The 15,512-nt window shown below is 66.0% G+C and carries 18 protein-coding genes; 7 read left to right on the top strand and 11 right to left on the bottom strand.

Going from position 1 to position 15,512, the window contains the following annotated elements; translation table 11 throughout:
• Positions 1-5: 5 nt before the first annotated feature.
• The 3 genes from FMZ75_RS17490 to FMZ75_RS17480 all read left to right on the top strand — a co-directional run bounded on the left by FMZ75_RS17490 (position 6) and on the right by FMZ75_RS17480 (position 3,759).
• On the top strand, positions 6-497 hold the full coding sequence (locus tag FMZ75_RS17490) for a hypothetical protein (RefSeq protein ID WP_108917385.1): 492 nt from the start codon (positions 6-8) through the stop codon (positions 495-497).
• Positions 498-706: 209 nt separating this feature from the next.
• On the top strand, positions 707-2,440 hold the full coding sequence (locus FMZ75_RS17485) for an ABC transporter permease subunit (protein ID WP_166144676.1): 1,734 nt from the start codon (positions 707-709) through the stop codon (positions 2,438-2,440).
• A gap of 11 nt (positions 2,441-2,451) precedes the next feature.
• On the top strand, positions 2,452-3,759 hold the full coding sequence (locus FMZ75_RS17480; protein ID WP_108917387.1) for an AAA-associated domain-containing protein: 1,308 nt from the start codon (positions 2,452-2,454) through the stop codon (positions 3,757-3,759).
• 22 nt (positions 3,760-3,781) lie between these two features.
• On the opposite strand, the gene FMZ75_RS17475 is transcribed toward FMZ75_RS17480, so the two are convergent.
• Positions 3,782-4,207: a CHRD domain-containing protein gene (locus FMZ75_RS17475; protein WP_108917388.1), complete on the bottom strand. Its 426-nt coding sequence runs from the start codon at positions 4,205-4,207 to the stop codon at positions 3,782-3,784.
• Positions 4,208-4,360: 153 nt separating this feature from the next.
• On the opposite strand from FMZ75_RS17475, the gene FMZ75_RS17470 reads away from it, so the two are divergent.
• Positions 4,361-4,693 (top strand): rhodanese-like domain-containing protein, encoded by a 333-nt coding sequence (locus FMZ75_RS17470; protein WP_166144673.1) that lies wholly within the window; start codon positions 4,361-4,363, stop codon positions 4,691-4,693.
• On the opposite strand, the gene FMZ75_RS17465 is transcribed toward FMZ75_RS17470, so the two are convergent.
• Positions 4,680-5,573, bottom strand: a complete 894-nt coding sequence (locus FMZ75_RS17465; protein WP_166144670.1) for a LysR family transcriptional regulator — start codon at positions 5,571-5,573, stop codon at positions 4,680-4,682. The genes FMZ75_RS17470 and FMZ75_RS17465 overlap by 14 nt on opposite strands.
• A gap of 97 nt (positions 5,574-5,670) precedes the next feature.
• Here FMZ75_RS17465 and gstA point away from each other — a divergent pair, with 97 nt between their 5' ends.
• A complete protein-coding gene (gene gstA / locus FMZ75_RS17460; protein WP_108917391.1) occupies positions 5,671-6,288 on the top strand; it encodes a glutathione transferase GstA in 618 nt (205 codons plus the stop codon).
• A gap of 19 nt (positions 6,289-6,307) precedes the next feature.
• Here the strand turns inward: gstA and guaA are convergent, their stop codons facing one another.
• The 4 genes from guaA to FMZ75_RS17440 form a co-directional block, all read right to left on the bottom strand.
• Positions 6,308-7,909 (bottom strand): glutamine-hydrolyzing GMP synthase, encoded by a 1,602-nt coding sequence (gene guaA / locus FMZ75_RS17455; protein WP_166144667.1) that lies wholly within the window; start codon positions 7,907-7,909, stop codon positions 6,308-6,310.
• A 137-nt stretch (positions 7,910-8,046) separates the two neighbouring features.
• A complete protein-coding gene (locus tag FMZ75_RS17450; protein ID WP_166144664.1) occupies positions 8,047-8,361 on the bottom strand; it encodes a type II toxin-antitoxin system RelE/ParE family toxin in 315 nt (104 codons plus the stop codon).
• A complete protein-coding gene (locus FMZ75_RS17445; RefSeq protein ID WP_166144661.1) occupies positions 8,358-8,627 on the bottom strand; it encodes a type II toxin-antitoxin system ParD family antitoxin in 270 nt (89 codons plus the stop codon). Before FMZ75_RS17445 ends, FMZ75_RS17450 begins: the two co-directional genes overlap by 4 nt.
• A gap of 72 nt (positions 8,628-8,699) precedes the next feature.
• A complete protein-coding gene (locus FMZ75_RS17440; RefSeq protein ID WP_166144658.1) occupies positions 8,700-9,992 on the bottom strand; it encodes an RsmB/NOP family class I SAM-dependent RNA methyltransferase in 1,293 nt (430 codons plus the stop codon).
• A 203-nt stretch (positions 9,993-10,195) separates the two neighbouring features.
• Here FMZ75_RS17440 and FMZ75_RS17435 point away from each other — a divergent pair, with 203 nt between their 5' ends.
• A complete protein-coding gene (locus FMZ75_RS17435) occupies positions 10,196-10,339 on the top strand; it encodes a hypothetical protein (protein ID WP_018266023.1) in 144 nt (47 codons plus the stop codon).
• Positions 10,340-10,407: 68 nt separating this feature from the next.
• On the opposite strand, the gene FMZ75_RS17430 is transcribed toward FMZ75_RS17435, so the two are convergent.
• Positions 10,408-10,914, bottom strand: coding sequence for a hypothetical protein (locus FMZ75_RS17430; RefSeq protein ID WP_166144655.1), 507 nt, complete (start codon positions 10,912-10,914; stop codon positions 10,408-10,410).
• Positions 10,915-11,021: 107 nt separating this feature from the next.
• Positions 11,022-11,174 carry a hypothetical protein gene (locus tag FMZ75_RS17425; protein WP_166144652.1) on the bottom strand — a complete coding sequence of 51 codons (153 nt, stop codon included), beginning with the start codon at positions 11,172-11,174 and terminating at the stop codon, positions 11,022-11,024.
• 379 nt (positions 11,175-11,553) lie between these two features.
• On the opposite strand from FMZ75_RS17425, the gene FMZ75_RS17420 reads away from it, so the two are divergent.
• Positions 11,554-12,126: a recombinase family protein gene (locus FMZ75_RS17420; RefSeq protein ID WP_142864296.1), complete on the top strand. Its 573-nt coding sequence runs from the start codon at positions 11,554-11,556 to the stop codon at positions 12,124-12,126.
• Positions 12,127-12,275: 149 nt separating this feature from the next.
• Here FMZ75_RS17420 and glpX read toward each other — a convergent pair whose 3' ends face one another.
• The 3 genes from glpX to FMZ75_RS17405 form a co-directional block, all read right to left on the bottom strand.
• Positions 12,276-13,271 carry a class II fructose-bisphosphatase gene (gene glpX, locus FMZ75_RS17415; protein ID WP_166144648.1) on the bottom strand — a complete coding sequence of 332 codons (996 nt, stop codon included), beginning with the start codon at positions 13,269-13,271 and terminating at the stop codon, positions 12,276-12,278.
• Between the two features lie 21 nt (positions 13,272-13,292).
• A complete protein-coding gene (locus FMZ75_RS17410; protein WP_166144645.1) occupies positions 13,293-14,612 on the bottom strand; it encodes a homoserine dehydrogenase in 1,320 nt (439 codons plus the stop codon).
• Between the two features lie 122 nt (positions 14,613-14,734).
• Complete coding sequence (locus FMZ75_RS17405) at positions 14,735-15,004, bottom strand: hypothetical protein (RefSeq protein WP_024880376.1); 270 nt, start codon at positions 15,002-15,004, stop codon at positions 14,735-14,737.
• Positions 15,005-15,512 lie beyond the last annotated feature (508 nt).

Raw genomic sequence — 15,512 nt, 5'->3', positions numbered from 1 at the left:
CCTTCATGTGGACGGCAGCGGCGCGCCGCCTAGCGCCCCCTTCGCGGCCCAATGGCCTTCGGATTCTCGGCGTCATCGTCGTGTCCGTCTGCGCGGGCGCGGCGGCCGGCTTTTTTCTCGGCTCGCGCACCGGCGTCAAGACCGCGCTGCAGGCCGCGCAGAGCATAGACGGCCAGACCCTCGCCAAGGCGCTCGACTGGAAGCCCGAAGTCTCCTTCGGGATCGAGCAGCGTCGCGAGATCGCCCGCTTGCTCGACGAGGCGCGGGCGACGCGCGCGCTGATCGAATCGCTTCGCCACGACGAGGAGGCGCTGCGCGCCGGCGTGCGGCTGCGCGCGCTGGAGACGGCGCGCGATTTCGGCGCCGCGCGGCTGGAGCAGATCGAGCAGCGGCTCGACCGGCTCGACGGCGCGCGCATCGATCCCGCGCCGACCGGCTCCCTGCCCAAGGGCGAGGCCCGCCGCGAGTCCCGCGCCGCGCCGATGGGGACGCGGTGATCGCGCTCGCGCCGGCCCGGCGCCGATTTTCGGCGATCCCGCCCGGCGGCGACACGCAATTGTCATAAGGCTTGGCCATTGGACGGCGGCGCGTGGCTTTTTCCGTCTCTGCGGAGATGACGGCGATATCCGGCTGTGCGACATGCTGTCCCGCCGGAGCCCCAGCCGCCGGCCATCCCTGCGCCTCGCTTCGCCGAAAGCCTTCGATCATGCTGAATCGTTTCGTCGCGCTCACCTCGCTCGGCCGCCGCACTCTGCCCAATCTGTGGGATTTCGTCGCTCTCGCGCTCGTCCTCGGCGTTTTCGCGCTCGCCGCGCTGGGCTGGCGCGGCATGGCGCTGCCGCTCGAGGCGCCGGAGACGGCGCAATTGTCGCTCGATTATTGGGAGCTGCCCTATTACGGACTGCGCACGACGCTGCGCATGTTCGCGGCGATCGGCTTCTCGCTGCTCTTCACGCTGGTCTACGCCACGCTCGCCGCCAAGAGCCGGCGCGCCGAGATGATTCTGGTGCCGCTGCTCGATGTGCTTCAGTCGGTGCCGGTGCTCGGCTTTCTCTCCTTCACGGTGACGTTCTTTCTCGGCCTCTTCCCCGGCTCGACGCTCGGGGCGGAGGGCGCGGCGATCTTCGCCATCTTCACCAGCCAGGCTTGGAACATGGCCTTCTCCTTCCACCAGTCGCTGCGCACCGTGCCGCGCGATCTCGACGAGGTGGCCAAGGGCTTCGGCCTCACGCCTTGGCAGAAATTCTGGCAGCTCGAGGCGCCCTTCGCGATGCCGGGCCTCATCTGGAACATGATGATGTCCATGTCCGGCGGCTGGTTCTTCGTCGTCGCCTCGGAGGCGATCACCGTCGGCGACGTCAATGTCCGCCTGCCGGGCGTCGGCTCCTATCTCGCTCTGGCGATCGAGAGCAAGCGCATCGATTGCGTCGTGGCGGCGGTGGTCGCGGTGGCGCTCATCATTCTGGCCTATGACCAATTGCTGTTTCGGCCTATCGTCGCCTTCTCGGGCAAGTTCCGCGTCGAGCTGTCGGCCTCGCAGGACGAAGCCGAAAGCTGGGTGCGCGATCTCTTCGTGCGCACGCGCTGGCTGCGCGCCGCCGCCGCCTGGCCGGCTTCGCTGCTGCGCCGCGCCTCGCTGTGGAAAATGGCCTTGCCCTACGCGGCGCCGCGCCTGCCGGAGAGCCGCCGCGGGGCGGTGGTCTTCGATGTCGTATGGTTCGCGGCCGTCGGCGCGGCGCTGCTCTATTCGCTGTCGCTGGTGTTCGAATTTCTGCGCAGCGCGGTGAGCCTCGAGGAGTTCCGCCATGCGCTGCTGCTGACCTTCTACACGCTGATCCGCGTCGTCGTGCTGATCGCGCTCGCCACGCTGGTCTGGGTTCCGATCGGCGTCTTTGTGGGCCTGCGTCCGCGCATCGCCGAGAAAATCCAGCCGCTGGCGCAATTTCTGGCGGCCTTTCCGGCGAATGTCCTTTTCCCCATAGCGGTCGTCGGCATTCTCACCTTCCGGCTCGATCCCGACATATGGCTGTCGCTGCTGATCATCTTCGGCACGCAATGGTACATATTGTTCAATGTCATCGCCGGCGCCTCGGCTTTCCCGAACGATCTCCGCGAGGTCTCCGCCAATTTCGGCATTCGCGGCTTCGCCTGGTGGAAGAACGTCATTCTGCCGGCGATCTTCCCCTATTACGTGACCGGCGCGCTCACCGCCTCGGGCGGCTCGTGGAACGCCGCCATCGTCGCCGAATATGTGAAATGGGGCGACGACACGATCGAGGCGCAGGGCATAGGCGCCTATATCGCCGCGGCGACCGCGGCCGGCGACTATCCGAAGATCGTGCTCGGCGTCTCGCTGATGAGCGTCGTCGTCATATTGTTCAACCGTCTCTTCTGGCGCCAATTGTTCGGCTTCGTCGAACGGCGCCTGCGCCTGTCCTGAAGGGTTCCGCCATGTCCGCGACGAAAGCGCCTCTGCTCGAGCTCCGCAATGTCTTCCAGGCCTATGGCCGCTCTTCCGGCGAAAAAGGCCCGATCGTTCTCGACGATATCTCGCTGCGGCTCGACGACGGCGAGATCGTCGGCCTGCTCGGACGTTCCGGCTGCGGCAAATCCTCGCTGCTGCGCATCGTCTCCGGCCTGGCGCGGCCGACCGGCGGCGAGGTTCTCTATCGCGGCGAGAAAGTGGCCGGCCCGGTCGATGGCGTCGCCATGGTGTTTCAGAGCTTCGCCCTGTTTCCCTGGCTCTCCGTGCTCGCCAATGTGGAGCTCGGCCTGCGCGCCAAAGGCGTGCGCGAGGCGGACGCCCGCCGCCGCGCGCTGAAGGCGATCGACATCATCGGCCTCGACGGCTTCGAGAACGCTTTTCCCAAGGAGATTTCCGGCGGTATGCGCCAGCGCGTCGGCTTTGCGCGCGCGCTCGTCGTCGCGCCCAATATTCTCTTGATGGACGAGCCTTTCTCGGCGCTCGACGTGCTGACCGCGGAAACCTTGCGCACCGATCTCCTCGATCTGTGGGTGGAAGGCCGGATGCCCATCAAATCCATACTGATGGTCACGCACAACATCGAGGAGGCGGTGCTGATGTGCGACCGCATCGTGGTGCTCTCCTCCAATCCCGGCCGCATCGCCGCGGAAATCCGCGTGACGCTGGCGCATCCGCGCAATCGGCTCGATCCGGAGTTCCGCCAGCTCGTCGACCAGATCTATGCGCTGATGACGCGCCGCGCCGAGCCGGCGAAGATGCGGGAGTCGACCTTCCCGGGCCTCGGCCTCGGCATGGCGCTGCCCACCGTCTCGACCAACACGCTGGCCGGCATGATCGAGGAGGTGGCGGCGCCGCCTTATGACGGCAAGGCCGATCTGCCGACGCTCGCCGACAGCCTGCAGCTCGAGATCGACGAGCTCTTCCCCGTCGCCGAGACGCTGCAGCTGCTGCGCTTCGCCGAGCTCGCCGAGGGCGATATAAGGCTGACGACGGCCGGCAAGCGCTTCGCGGAGATGGACGTCGACCAGCGCAAGAAGCTGTTCGGCGACCATTTGCTCGCTTATGTGCCGCTGGCGCAGCGCATCCGCCGCGTGCTGGACGAGCGGCCGTCGCATTACGCGCCCGCCACGCGCTTCCGCGAGGAGCTCGAGGATTACATGAGCGAGGACTATGCGGAGATGACGCTGCGCAGCGTCACCACCTGGGGCCGCTATGGCGAGATTTTCGCCTATGACGAAGGCGCGCAGGCCTTCAGCCTGGAAAATCCGCAATAGGCGCAAATGGGCGCGCCATCGGTCACCGCACGCGGTTCAGTTGCCCGCGCAGCTCGCCTTCCGGATGCTTGGCCGAATGGATGTTGAAATACCATTGGCCGTCTTCGAGTTGCTTGACCTGCTTGGCGTCGAGCGTCGCCGAGCCCTGGAATGTCTCTTCCAAGGCCTCGACCGGCAGCACCGGCGCGGCTTTCTCGCCGGCCTTGGCGGGCCCATGGAAATGCGCCTTCAGCTCCTGGCCCTCGAGACCGACAAAATAGCCCTTCCAGCTGATTTTCCGTGTCTTCGGGTCCAGCGTCACGGCGATGGAGCCGACGCCTTTGCTCGCGCTCGGCGGAGTTTCCGCTCCGCCGGAGAGATCGCCCTTGAACATCTGCACTTCGGCGAAAGCGGGCGAGGACGCGACGGCGAGTGCGACCGCGGCCGCGAGCGATGCATTCCTGGACATTTGTAGACCTCCTGTGTCAAATGGCGGAAACAGCGCCCCCGAGGGCTTGCCACCTAACGCGTCCGCGCGACGCTTCAAGCCGCCTGCCCGAGCCTTTGCGGCTGCGGCGCGAGAGCAGATCGTGCGGCGGCGCAGAGATTTTGGGAAGACGACATGGCCGAGTGGTATAACGAGATCAGCCTCGAGGATTTGAAGAGCGGCATCGCCGACAAATCGATCATTCTGGTCGATGTGCGCGAGGCGGACGAATACGCCCAGGGCCATATCGACGGCGCTTTGTTCGTGCCGCTGTCCGTCTTCGATCCGAGCAAGATTCCGGCTCCGGCCGAGGGCCAGAAGGTCGTGGTCTATTGCCGCTCCGGCAAGCGCTCGGTGAACGCCATGGAGCAGGCCCGCCTCTTCGGCCGCCGCGACGTGAGCACGCATTTCGGCGGCGGCATCATCGGCTGGCAGAAGGCCGGGGAGCCGGTCGTCACGGGGATGTGAGGGGGCTGCAGGCTCCCGTTTTTGCCTGCAGTAGATCCATGAAGAGCCGCGCGGCGCGCGATGGCGTGCGTCCCGACGCCGCGGCCAGGCCGAATTCGCGGTAGAGCGGCGGATCGAGCCGCGCGACACGTAAGCCCTTCCGCTTTTCCGGTAAGGTCGACTCGGGCGCGAGGCCGACACCGACGCCTTCGCGGACGAGGGCAATGGCGCTCGTCCAGTCGCGCACCTCCATTCGGATATTCGTCAAAGACAAGCCGGCATGTTCGGCGAGCGTGCGCGCATGGACATGGCATCCTCCGGTCGCGAGCACGAAAGGCTCCGCCGTCAGTTCGGCGAGCGACACGGATGATCCACGTCGCGCCAGACGATGAGAAGCGGGCAGAACGCAGACCCAGGCGTCCCGCCCAACCGCGATCGTGTTTCTCTCTGGCGGCGGATTCAATACGACGCCGATGTCCACCGATCCCTCGTCGAGCCAGATCTCGACCTCCTGATCATCCGTCTCGAGCGCGATCACGTCTATGTCGGGGTGGAGCGTGCGGAAGCGCCGGAGCAGGGGCGGCAGAAAGGTCGCGAACACGCTGGGGAAGGCGGCGATGCGGAGCGCGCCGAACGGCTCCCCGGCCGCAATCGCCGCTTCTCGGCGGATCGCCTCCACATGAGTGAAGGCCGCGCGGGCGTGCTCGAGAACGCGTTCTCCGAACGCCGTCAGCTCGATTCCGTTTGCTTTCCTCACCAATAATTTGACGCCGAGACTCTCCTCCAGCGCCGCGAGCGCCTGGCTCAGGCCGGACTGCGTGACGCCGATCGCTGCGGCCGCGTCGGTGATGCTGCCGGATTCTGCTATGGCGATCAGGCCGCGGAGCTGTGTCAGCTTCATATTAGAGCTGCTTATATGAGAAATCTTATTCCGTAATTTTTCTTCTTCCCTGCGTCATGTCAACATGCCCGCGTCCTTCTTCGACGGAGATGTCCGGATGAAGCTGTATTTTGCCGCCGGCGCCTGCTCTTTCGCGCCGCATATAGCGTTGCAGGAGCTGGGGTTGCCCTACGAGCTGGTACGGGTGAACAATCGAACCAAGAGGACGTCGGAGGGCGGCGATTTCTGGACGGTCAATCCGAAAGGCTATGTCGCCGCGCTCCGCCTGGATTGTGGCGCGACGCTGACCGAAGCGCCGGCGATTCTCCAATTTCTCGCCGATCTGAAACCGGAGGCGGGGCTCGCGCCGCCGAACGGCGAATTGGAGCGCGTGCGTCTTCAGGAATGGCTCAACTTCATCGCCAGCGAGCTTCACGCCGGTTCGAGCCCTTTGTTCGATCAGGCGTTGCCGAAGGCGGCGCGAGAGTTCTTCGAGGCGCGACTGTCCAAGCGTTTCGATTGGCTCGATTCGGCATTGGCGGACCGTCCGTTTCTGATGGGCGGGGTTTTCACGGTCGCCGACGCCTATCTCTTCACTGTGCTCGGCTGGATGCCGCGCTTCTCGATCGATCTCGGGCGTTGGCCGAAGATCGGCGCCTATGTCGCGCGGATTGCCGCGCGCTCTTCTGTGGAGGCGGCGCGGGCTCGCGAGGCGGCGATCCCTGCGGTCGAATGATCGTAGCGGCTCGAAGCCCTCACTCCCACTCGATCGTCCCCGGCGGCTTGCTGGTTACGTCATAGACCACGCGATTCACCCCGCGCACCTCATTGATGATGCGCGTCGCCGCCCGGCCGAGAAACGCCATGTCGAAAGGATAGAAATCCGCCGTCATTCCGTCGGTGCTCGTCACCGCGCGCAGGGCGCAGACATGGTCGTAGCTGCGGCCGTCGCCCATCACGCCCACTGTGCGCACCGGCAGCAGCACGGCGAAGGCCTGCCAGATCACGTCATAGAGACCGGCCTTGCGGATCTCGTCGAGATAGATGGCGTCCGCCTTGCACAAAATCTCCAGCTTCTCGCGGCTGATCCCGCCGGGGCAGCGGATGGCGAGGCCGGGGCCGGGGAAGGGGTGGCGGCCGACGAAAGCCTCCGGCAGACCCAGCTCGCGGCCGAGCGCGCGCACCTCGTCCTTGAACAATTCGCGCAAGGGCTCGACCAGCTTCATATTCATGCGCTCGGGCAGGCCGCCGACATTGTGATGCGATTTGATCGTCACCGAAGGCCCGCCGGAGAAGGACACGCTCTCGATCACATCCGGATAGAGCGTGCCCTGCGCCAGAAATTGCGGCGCGCCGCGCCCGTCGGCGGCGATCTTCTTCGCCTCTTCCTCGAAAGTCTCGATGAAGAGGCGGCCGATCGTCTTGCGCTTGACCTCCGGGTCCTCGACGCCTTCCAGCGCTTGCAGGAACAGCTCCTGCGCCTCCACATGCACGAGCGGGATGTTGTAGTGATCGCGGAAGAGGGTGACGACCTCCTCCGCCTCGCCGCCGCGCAGCAATCCATGATCGACGAAGACGCAAGTCAGCGCATCGCCGATCGCCTCATGGATCAGCACGGCGGCCACGGCGGAATCGACGCCGCCCGAGAGCCCGCAGAGCACGCGGCTGGCGCCGACCTGCTTGCGCACGGCCTCGATCGCCTCGCCTCGAAAGGCCGACATGGTCCAATCGGATTTCAGTCCCGCGACCTTATGCACGAAATTGGAGATGAGCTTGGCGCCGTCCGGCGTATGCGCGACCTCGAGATGGAATTGCACGCCGTAATAGCGGCGCGCCTCGTCGGCGATCGCGCCCATAGGGGCGTTCTCAGAGGCGGCGATGACGTGAAAGCCTTCCGGCAGGCGGGTGACGCGGTCGCCATGGCTCATCCATACGGGATAGCGCGCGCCCTTTTCCCATACGCCGGCAAAGAGCGGGCTCTCCTCGACGACGCCGATCTCGGCGCGGCCGAATTCGCGATGATGGCCGCCCTCCACGGCGCCGCCCAATTGCGCAGCCAGCAGCTGCTCGCCATAGCAAATGGCGAGCACGGGGATTTTCGCGTCGAAAATGCTCTGCGGCGCGCGCGGCGAGCCGTCCTCGGTGACGGAGCAGGGGCCGCCGGAGAGGATGACCGCCTTGGGGCGGATTTCGGCGAAGGCGCGCTCGGCGTTTTGGAAGGGCGCGATCTCGCAATAGACGCCCGCCTCGCGCACGCGCCGCGCGATGAGCTGCGTCACCTGCGAGCCGAAATCGACGATCAGCAGCTTGTCGTGGCGATCGGCGATGTCGTGATGGAAGCTCTCAGTGGCGGTCATGCTGGTCTTTCGTGTGTGGGGGCTCGCGAGACGTAGTGACTACCCCTCGTCGTCGGCAATGCGCAAGAGCGCGGCGCGCCCCTCGGGATGTTGCGACCCGGCCGGCGAAAGGCGAAGGCCCTGTCTGCGAGGACTGCTCACATTTGCGGAGGTTTCTCGGAAAACATCGTCTCGGCGTCCTGCGCCCCATGAATGACGCGCACGATTCCAATTGGACGCATCGACGGCTCATAGACGATCAAATAGGAAAAGACCGGCCAAAACTTCACATTCTCGTTGGTGAGGTCCTCTCTTCTGTGCCCTATCCCCGGGCTCTCGGCGACGACGCGCAGCGCGCGACGTATTTCCCCCAGGACATGCCGGGCGAGCGTCGGCCCGCCTTTGCGGGTCAGATAGCGCCTTATGGCCTCGAGATCGCTCTGGGCTTCCGGCGAAAGGCGAAAGCGGCTCACTCGGCGCCGCGCCGCTCCTCGGCGTCGATCTCCGCTTCCAGCCGATGGAACACGTCCTCGCCATCCTCGCCTTTTCCGGCCCGCAGCGACTCGAGGCCCGCCGCGATCTGCGCGCGGATCTCATCCTTGCGCCAGGCCTCCAGCCGATCGCGCTCCTCCATCAGGCGCAGCGCTTCGCGCACCACTTCGCTCGCAGAGGTGTAGCGGCCGGTCTGCACCTTCTGATGCACCAGCTGCTCGAGCTCTGGGGTGAGGCTCACATTCATGGGGGTCGCTCGGGGACAAAGGTCTCTTTGGCCTAAGATAGCGCAATAACGAGCTTTGACAAATTTCGTTATTCACCCGCGCTTCAGCACGCACACATAGAATCCATCGGTCCCCGCCGTGTGCGGCGTCAGCCGAAACCCCGCCCCATGCGGCGAGGCGAATTGCGCGAGCTCCGGCAGCCCGGCCTTGGCCGCCGCCTCCTCGGCCGGAACGGCGGAAAAATCCGCATGTCCTTCGAGAAAGCACGCGATCTGCGCCTCATTCTCGTCGATCAGCAGTGAGCAGGTCACATAGACTACGCGCCCGCCCGCCTTCACGAAGCGCGGGGCCTTGTCCAGCAGCTCCTGCTGCTCGGCGATGCGCTCCTCTAGCGCGCCGGGGGCGAGGCGCCATTTGGCGTCCGGGTGGCGCCGCCAGGTTCCGGTTCCGGTGCAGGGCGCGTCGATCAGCACGAGGCCGCAGCGCGCCTCGAGATCGGCGAGCACATCCGCCTTCCCGCGCGGGGCGCGGACCTGCACATTGCGCGCGCCGGCCCGCTCGAGGCGCGGATAGATGGGGGTGAGGCGCCGGCCGTCGTCGTCGAAGGCGTAGATCTGCCCGCGATTGTGCATCTGTCCGGCGAGGGCCAGCGTCTTGCCGCCGCCGCCGGCGCAGAGATCCAGAACCTGCTCGCCGGGCTCGGCGGCGCAGAGCAGGGCGGCGATCTGCGAGCCTTCGTCCTGCGGCTCGACCAGGCCTTTGACATAGGCCGGCTCGGCCGTCAGCGCCGGGCCGCGCCCCTTGGTCGGCGGCGCGATGCGCAGGCCGAGCGGCGACAAAGGCGTCGGCTCCGGCGAAAGATGCGCGAGACGGCGCAGCGCGTCCTCGCGCGAGGCCTTCAAAATATTGGCGCGCAGATCGATCGGCGCGCGCGCGGCGAGAGCGCGGCCCTCCTCGGCGGCGGCCGCGCCGAAGGCGGCGTCGAAGCGCTCGGCCAGCCATTCTGGATAGTCGCCGAGAATATGCGCCGGCGCGCCTTCGAGCGTCGCCGTAGCGAGGCGCTCGCGCTCCTCGGCCGTGAGCGAAGCGGGGGCGTGGCCCTCGCCGGAAAACAGCGCCGCGATCTCCTCGATGGAAAGTGCGTGCGATTCGCGCAGCGCGCCGATGACGACGGCGCGAGGCGATTCGTCGCCCATCAGGAACGCGGCCGAGGCGCGCTTGCGCAGCGCGTCGAACACGAGGCTCGATATGGACGCGCGGTCCTTGGAGCCGGCGAATCGGTGCGAAAGTCCCCAATCCTTGATCGCATCGGCGGCCGGACGGCGGCGCTCGGCGAGCTCGGCGAGGATTTCAATGGCGGCGGAGACTTGTGCGGCGGGAGTCATTGTCGCTCTGCTTTACGGCGTCGCGAGCCGGCAGGCCAGCGCCGGCGCGTCCCTGAGACCAGATAGCGCGTGAAAAAACAAAAAGTCTCAGAAAATAGCTATAGTCGCGCTCATGGCCACATTCTGGCCTCAATAGCCTAGCTCAAGTCCTGTTGCGCCGCGAAATCCTCGGCGTTTTCCACCCCATCGACGGAAGCCAAAAGATGCGCTCTCTTCGTCCGTTCGCCGCCATTCTGCTCGCTCTCTCCCTCGCCGCCTGCGCGGCTCAGTCGCAGCCCGATTTGACCCCGCCGCCGAAGAAGCCGCTCGACGCCAAGACCCAGCTCGAGACTGGCCGCAAATATTGAGTTTTCGCTTCGCCGCCGCGGGTCGTCGCCAAAAACGGCATCCGCGCGGCGAAGATCGCTATTCGGCGTCATTCTGCGATCGAGGATGAGTCCGCGTAGAGCAGCGCCAGAAGTTTCGCCGACAATTCTTGCGTCGTCAGGCCCAGAGCGAAGGCGGTCTGTCGATAATCGCCGTTGAAGCGGCGCAATGTGCGCAGGACGAGCCGTCGTTCGACGGCCTCGATCGAATAGCCGATGAGCATGTCCACGGCTATATCCGCTGTGTCGAGCGGAATTTGCCCGTGCTGCTGCGCAGGCCGGGCGGCGGCGCGGTCGATCGCCTCCTCCTCTCCGGCGATCAGCAGGAGTCGGCTCCGTTCCGCCCCGTCTGTCGGGATGCGCGGGCGTTTGCGTCGATCCGCTCCCATCGGCTCGCCTTTCGACGCCAGCGAAAATGCGACGGGATCGCCGATGGAGAGATAGGGCCCGTCTTCGTCGAACCGCACCAGAAATTGCGGCGCGAGGCCCTGGAAGTCGGCGGCGTAGACGAACGTCAGCTCCGCGCCGAGCGCCCGCAGCCTGACGCGTCGATACATGCTCGGATCGTCGCCGTATCGGCGGCTCTTCGAAACTTCGTCACGACGCGGTCCGCGCCGTCCGAAGGGCGATGCGCCGGCGCAGGCGCCTGTGGAGCGGCCCGACATCAGGCGTCTCCTCGCGCCTGCCAGCCCGCGTAGACGCCGACAAGGGCCGCCAGAAAGACCAGCGCGGCGGCAAACGGTCCTCCGGCGGCCAGAAGCCCGATAACCGCGCCGGAGACAGCGGCGATCATCATTCCCGTGACCGTGTCCGACACGCGGATGTCCGCGGCCTCGAGATCGCGCGGGCGCGCCCGCTCGTCCGGGACCGCGAGCTCGTCGCGGCCGAAGGCCGAAGAAAAAGAAGAGATTTTTTCCTCTCCGCGTCGGCGCCTGGTCGCAGCGTCAAACTCCCGGATTCGCGGCATAAACGGTCCTTTGTGACCATAAGTAGCGCGTAAAAATCCTGTGACATCGTGCGCATGTTAGCATTGTAATTACAGGATTATTTTAACCGAGCGCATATTTCAAGGCGCGGGAAAGAAAGGACCGATTTTGTCAAGCCTTTCTGTCTCGCAACGAGATGGTTTGGTAGATGAAAACCGATTCTTTACGACGTAGAAGCGCCGTTTTGGCATCGAGACACGAGAACAAATAATGATCGTCGGCTATGCGCGAGTATCCACAGACGAGCAAAAACTCGATCTGCAGATCGAAGCCTTAGAAAAGGTAGGATGTGATGAAATTTTTACAGATCACGGACGGTCAGGACTTGATTTCGGTCGCGTGGGTCTGGAGAAGGCGATACGAAATTTGAAGTCCGGCGACACTTTGATCGTCTGGCGCCTGGACCGGCTCGGCCGGTCTTTGCCGGCTCTCGTCGCGTTGATGGATCAGCTCGGCAAGCGAGGGATCGATTTTCAGTCTCTGACGGAGAACATCAACACGACCTCGTCGGGCGGCCGGCTGATGTTCCATATGATGGCGGCGCTGGCCGAGTTCGAGCGCTCCCTCATCAGCGAAAGAACGCGGGCGGGGCTCTCCGCCGCGCGTGCGCGCGGCTGCACGCTAGGTCGGCCGAAATCGCTCAGCCCCGATCAGATCGCCGACGCTTTCGAGGCTATACGACATGAGAAGACGCAGATGCAGGAGGTGGCGGAAGAGCTGGGCGTATCCGTTCGCACGCTCCAGCGGAGCCTGCGCAACGCCTTTCCCGCCGGGAGGGGCTAGAGTCTTTCCGTGTTTCATTGAAACACGGAAAGACTCCAGGCATTTGTTTTGATCGCGTTTCCAACGCCGAAGTCTCGTCGATCGCGACGAGTCTTTTCATGTTCCGCCGGACATGAACAAAGGCTCGTCGCGCGCGGCCGCCGCGAATGTCATTCGGCCTCGAACTTGCCGCTCGCGCGATGCAGGGCGCGAATGCGCCGGACCGTGCCGGTGGAGGAGCGGTAGACCAGCGTCTCCGTCTCGATCGCTTCCCTGTCGAAGACCACGCCGAACAGCAGCGGCCCGTCGGTGACGCCGGTCGCGCAGACCACCACATCGCCGGAGGCCAGCTCCTCCAGCTCATATTTCTTGCGCGGATCGCGCACGCCCATTTCCGCCGCGCGCGCCGTCTTGGCCGGGCTGTCGAGCACGAGGCGGCCCTGCATCTGGCCGCCGACGCAGCGCAGCACGCCGGCCGCCAGCACGCCCTCCGGCGCGCCGCCGGCGCCGAGATACATGTCGACGCCCGTCTCCGCCGGCTGGGCGGTGAAGATGATTCCCGCCACATCGCCGTCGCTGATGAGCCGCACGCATGCGCCCGCCGCGCGGCAACGCGCGATCAGCTCGGCGTGGCGGGGCCGGTCCAGAATGCAGATAGTGACGTCCTGCGCCGCGACGCCCTTGGCCGCGGCGAGGGCGGCGATATTGGCGCCCGGCTCATTGTCGAGATCGACGACGCCCGGCGGATAGCCGGGGCCGATGGCGATCTTGTCCATATAGACATCCGGCGCATAGAGCAGCGAGCCGGCCGCGGCGATGGCGACGATGGAGATCGCGCCCGCCATATCCTTGGCGCAGAGCGTCGAGCCCTCGAGCGGCGCCACGGCGAGATCGACGCGCGGGCCGCCGCCAGCGCCCACTTCCTCGCCGATGAACAGCATGGGCGCCGAGTCGCGCTCGCCCTCGCCGATGACGACGCGACCGCGAATCGCCAGCCGGCCCAATTCGCTGCGCATGGCGTCGACGGCGGCTTGATCGGCGGCCATCTCATCGCCGCGCCCGCGCCAGCGCGCCGCCGCCACGGCCGCCCGCTCGGTGACGCGGGCGAGCTCGAGGGTCAGATTGCGATCGAGGGATTTTTCTGCGGCCGATGCGGGGCGCGCCATGCATTTTTCTCCGGCGATGCGCTATTCGCGCTCGATGCGGATGACCTGCGCCGGCTCGGCGATGACGCCGTCGGCGTAGATGGCGTCGAGCGCTTCGCGCACCAGACGTTCTGTCGTCGCATGGGTGATGAGGATCACCCCGACTTGCGCGCCCACATGGGCGGCGCCGCTGCGCCGCGCCGCGCGCGCGCCATGCTGCATGATGCTCTCGAGCGAGATTTTGCGCTCGGCCATGGCCGTGGCGATGGCGGCGAAGGCGCCCGGCACATCCGGCACGGCGAGGCGGATGTAATAGCCGCCCTCGTGCAGCGCCGCCGGGGCGCGCTCGAGCTTGCGCAGCGAGGCGCTCGGCAGGCCGAAGGGAGCCGAGCGCACGCCTTTGGCGATATCGGCGATATCGGCGACGACGGCGGAGGCGGTGGCGTCGCCGCCGGCGCCGGGACCGACCAAGGTCAGCTCATGCACGGCGTCGGCGTCTATGGTGACGGCGTTGGTGACGCCCATCACCTGGGCGATGGCGGTGGTCTTGCGCACCATTGTGGGATGCACGCGCTGCTCTATGCCCTGCGCCGTGCGTTGGGCGACGCCGAGCAGCTTGATGCGGAAGCCCAGCTCCCCGGCCGCGTCAATATCGGCCAAGGTGACGCGCTCTATGCCTTCTATCTCGACCGCCTCGGGCGCGATGCGCGCGCCGAAAGCGAGGGAGGCGAGAATCGACAGCTTATGCGCCGTGTCGAAACCGCCTATGTCGAAGGTCGGGTCCGCCTCGGCGTAGCCCAAGCGCTGCGCCTCCTTCAGACATTCCTCGAAGGAGAGGCGCTCGGCCTCCATGCGCGAGAGGATGTAATTGCAGGTGCCGTTGAGAATGCCATAGACGCGCTCGATCGAATTGCCGGCGAGGCCTTCGCGCAGCGTCTTGACGATGGGGATGCCGCCGGCCACCGAGGCCTCGAAGGCGAGCGCGACATGGCGGCTTTCGGCCAGCTCGGCCAGCGCCGAGCCATGGGCGGAGAGCAGCGCCTTATTGGCGGTGACGACCGACTTGCCCTTGGCGAGCGCGGTCTCGACGCTGACGCGCGCCGGTCCTTCGGACCCGCCGATCAGCTCGACGAAAAGATCTATGCCGTCGGAGGCGGCGAGGGCGATCGGATCGTCATAGAAGGTCGCGCCGGCGAGGTCGACGCCGCGGTCCTTGCCCTTGTCGCGGGCGGAAACCGCCGTGACGACGATCTCGCGCCCCGTGCGCGCCGCCAGCGCTTGCGCCTGCCTCTGCAGCAGCCGCACGACCGAAGCGCCCACCGTGCCCAAGCCCGCGACGCCGACGCGCAAAATTTCCGCCATTTGACCCTGTTCCGGAAAAAGGACTCGCGCCGCGGCGCAGGGCCGCAGCGCGGGCTGTTGTGACTTATTCCGGCGAAGGGATCAAGGAAAGCCTTCCCCCGAGGCGACGACGGCTCAGCGGCTCAGCAGCCGCATTTGGCCTCGCAGGACTTCTTCTCGACCTTGGCTTTGTCGATATTGCCATTATAGGCCTGCGACGCCTTGATCCAGACCTCGTCGCAGCTCTCCATGCAGTGCGCCTGCTTGTCGTCGCCGCGATTGTCGCAGCTCACTTTTTCGATCGGCCGCGGCGAGAAGCCGAGGTCGCCGACCCGATGGGGCGTCGCCTGGGCGAGGCCGGCGCCGGCCGCTGCGGCAATGAGGACGAGGGTGAAGACGAGGCGAATTTTCATTGTCGTTTCCTCCAATTGCGGGCCTCTCGAAACGTCGCTCGCGACGATCGCGAGGGCGTCCGGGCCTTCTTCGGTCGTTTCAGGCGCGCCGCCTTCGACCTGCGGGGCGGTCGAAGGCGGCGCGCGCCACATCCCGCTTTTCTCCGCGGACCGGTCGCCTCGAGAGGGAATAACGGGCGGCCGCCGGCGATGAGCCGTCAGGATGCGAACGGGCGCGATCGCCGACGCGGGAGCGCGCCAGCAATTGCATCGTTCTACGATCAAATTCATATCGTGTAACGATGTATCTGGCAAGCCCGCGCTCGCGGCTGCGGCGCGTTCTGGCGAGGGGCTGGGGCAGGGACCGAAGGGCCGAGTCAGGGCTCCGAATCCGGGTTAACGGGCTGAAGCGCCCAAAGCTGTGGCGAGATAATCGTCTCTCCATCCGGCGATTTTTCTGCGGAGCTTGATGCTCGTGCGCCTGGGCTTGGTCGCCTTTCGTTGCGGCTTCATCGGCGGCGGACGCTCG

Source organism: Methylosinus sp. RM1 (genome assembly GCF_011378635.1).
Lineage (GTDB): Bacteria > Pseudomonadota > Alphaproteobacteria > Rhizobiales > Beijerinckiaceae > Methylosinus > Methylosinus sporium.
Note: the sequence above shows the minus strand (reverse complement) of the source record. Positions and strands in the feature narration are given on the sequence as shown.

Coding starts and splice junctions, on each gene's coding strand:
- FMZ75_RS17490 (WP_108917385.1), top strand. CDS start 6: ATGTGGACGGCAGCGGCGCGCCGCCTAGCGCCCCCTTCGCGGCCCAAT.
- FMZ75_RS17485 (WP_166144676.1), top strand. CDS start 707: ATGCTGAATCGTTTCGTCGCGCTCACCTCGCTCGGCCGCCGCACTCTG.
- FMZ75_RS17480 (WP_108917387.1), top strand. CDS start 2,452: ATGTCCGCGACGAAAGCGCCTCTGCTCGAGCTCCGCAATGTCTTCCAG.
- FMZ75_RS17475 (WP_108917388.1), bottom strand. CDS start 4,207: ATGTCCAGGAATGCATCGCTCGCGGCCGCGGTCGCACTCGCCGTCGCG.
- FMZ75_RS17470 (WP_166144673.1), top strand. CDS start 4,361: ATGGCCGAGTGGTATAACGAGATCAGCCTCGAGGATTTGAAGAGCGGC.
- FMZ75_RS17465 (WP_166144670.1), bottom strand. CDS start 5,573: ATGAAGCTGACACAGCTCCGCGGCCTGATCGCCATAGCAGAATCCGGC.
- gstA (WP_108917391.1), top strand. CDS start 5,671: ATGAAGCTGTATTTTGCCGCCGGCGCCTGCTCTTTCGCGCCGCATATA.
- guaA (WP_166144667.1), bottom strand. CDS start 7,909: ATGACCGCCACTGAGAGCTTCCATCACGACATCGCCGATCGCCACGAC.
- FMZ75_RS17445 (WP_166144661.1), bottom strand. CDS start 8,627: ATGAATGTGAGCCTCACCCCAGAGCTCGAGCAGCTGGTGCATCAGAAG.
- FMZ75_RS17440 (WP_166144658.1), bottom strand. CDS start 9,992: ATGACTCCCGCCGCACAAGTCTCCGCCGCCATTGAAATCCTCGCCGAG.
- FMZ75_RS17435 (WP_018266023.1), top strand. CDS start 10,196: ATGCGCTCTCTTCGTCCGTTCGCCGCCATTCTGCTCGCTCTCTCCCTC.
- FMZ75_RS17430 (WP_166144655.1), bottom strand. CDS start 10,914: ATGTATCGACGCGTCAGGCTGCGGGCGCTCGGCGCGGAGCTGACGTTC.
- FMZ75_RS17420 (WP_142864296.1), top strand. CDS start 11,554: ATGATCGTCGGCTATGCGCGAGTATCCACAGACGAGCAAAAACTCGAT.
- glpX (WP_166144648.1), bottom strand. CDS start 13,271: ATGGCGCGCCCCGCATCGGCCGCAGAAAAATCCCTCGATCGCAATCTG.
- FMZ75_RS17410 (WP_166144645.1), bottom strand. CDS start 14,612: ATGGCGGAAATTTTGCGCGTCGGCGTCGCGGGCTTGGGCACGGTGGGC.
- FMZ75_RS17405 (WP_024880376.1), bottom strand. CDS start 15,004: ATGAAAATTCGCCTCGTCTTCACCCTCGTCCTCATTGCCGCAGCGGCC.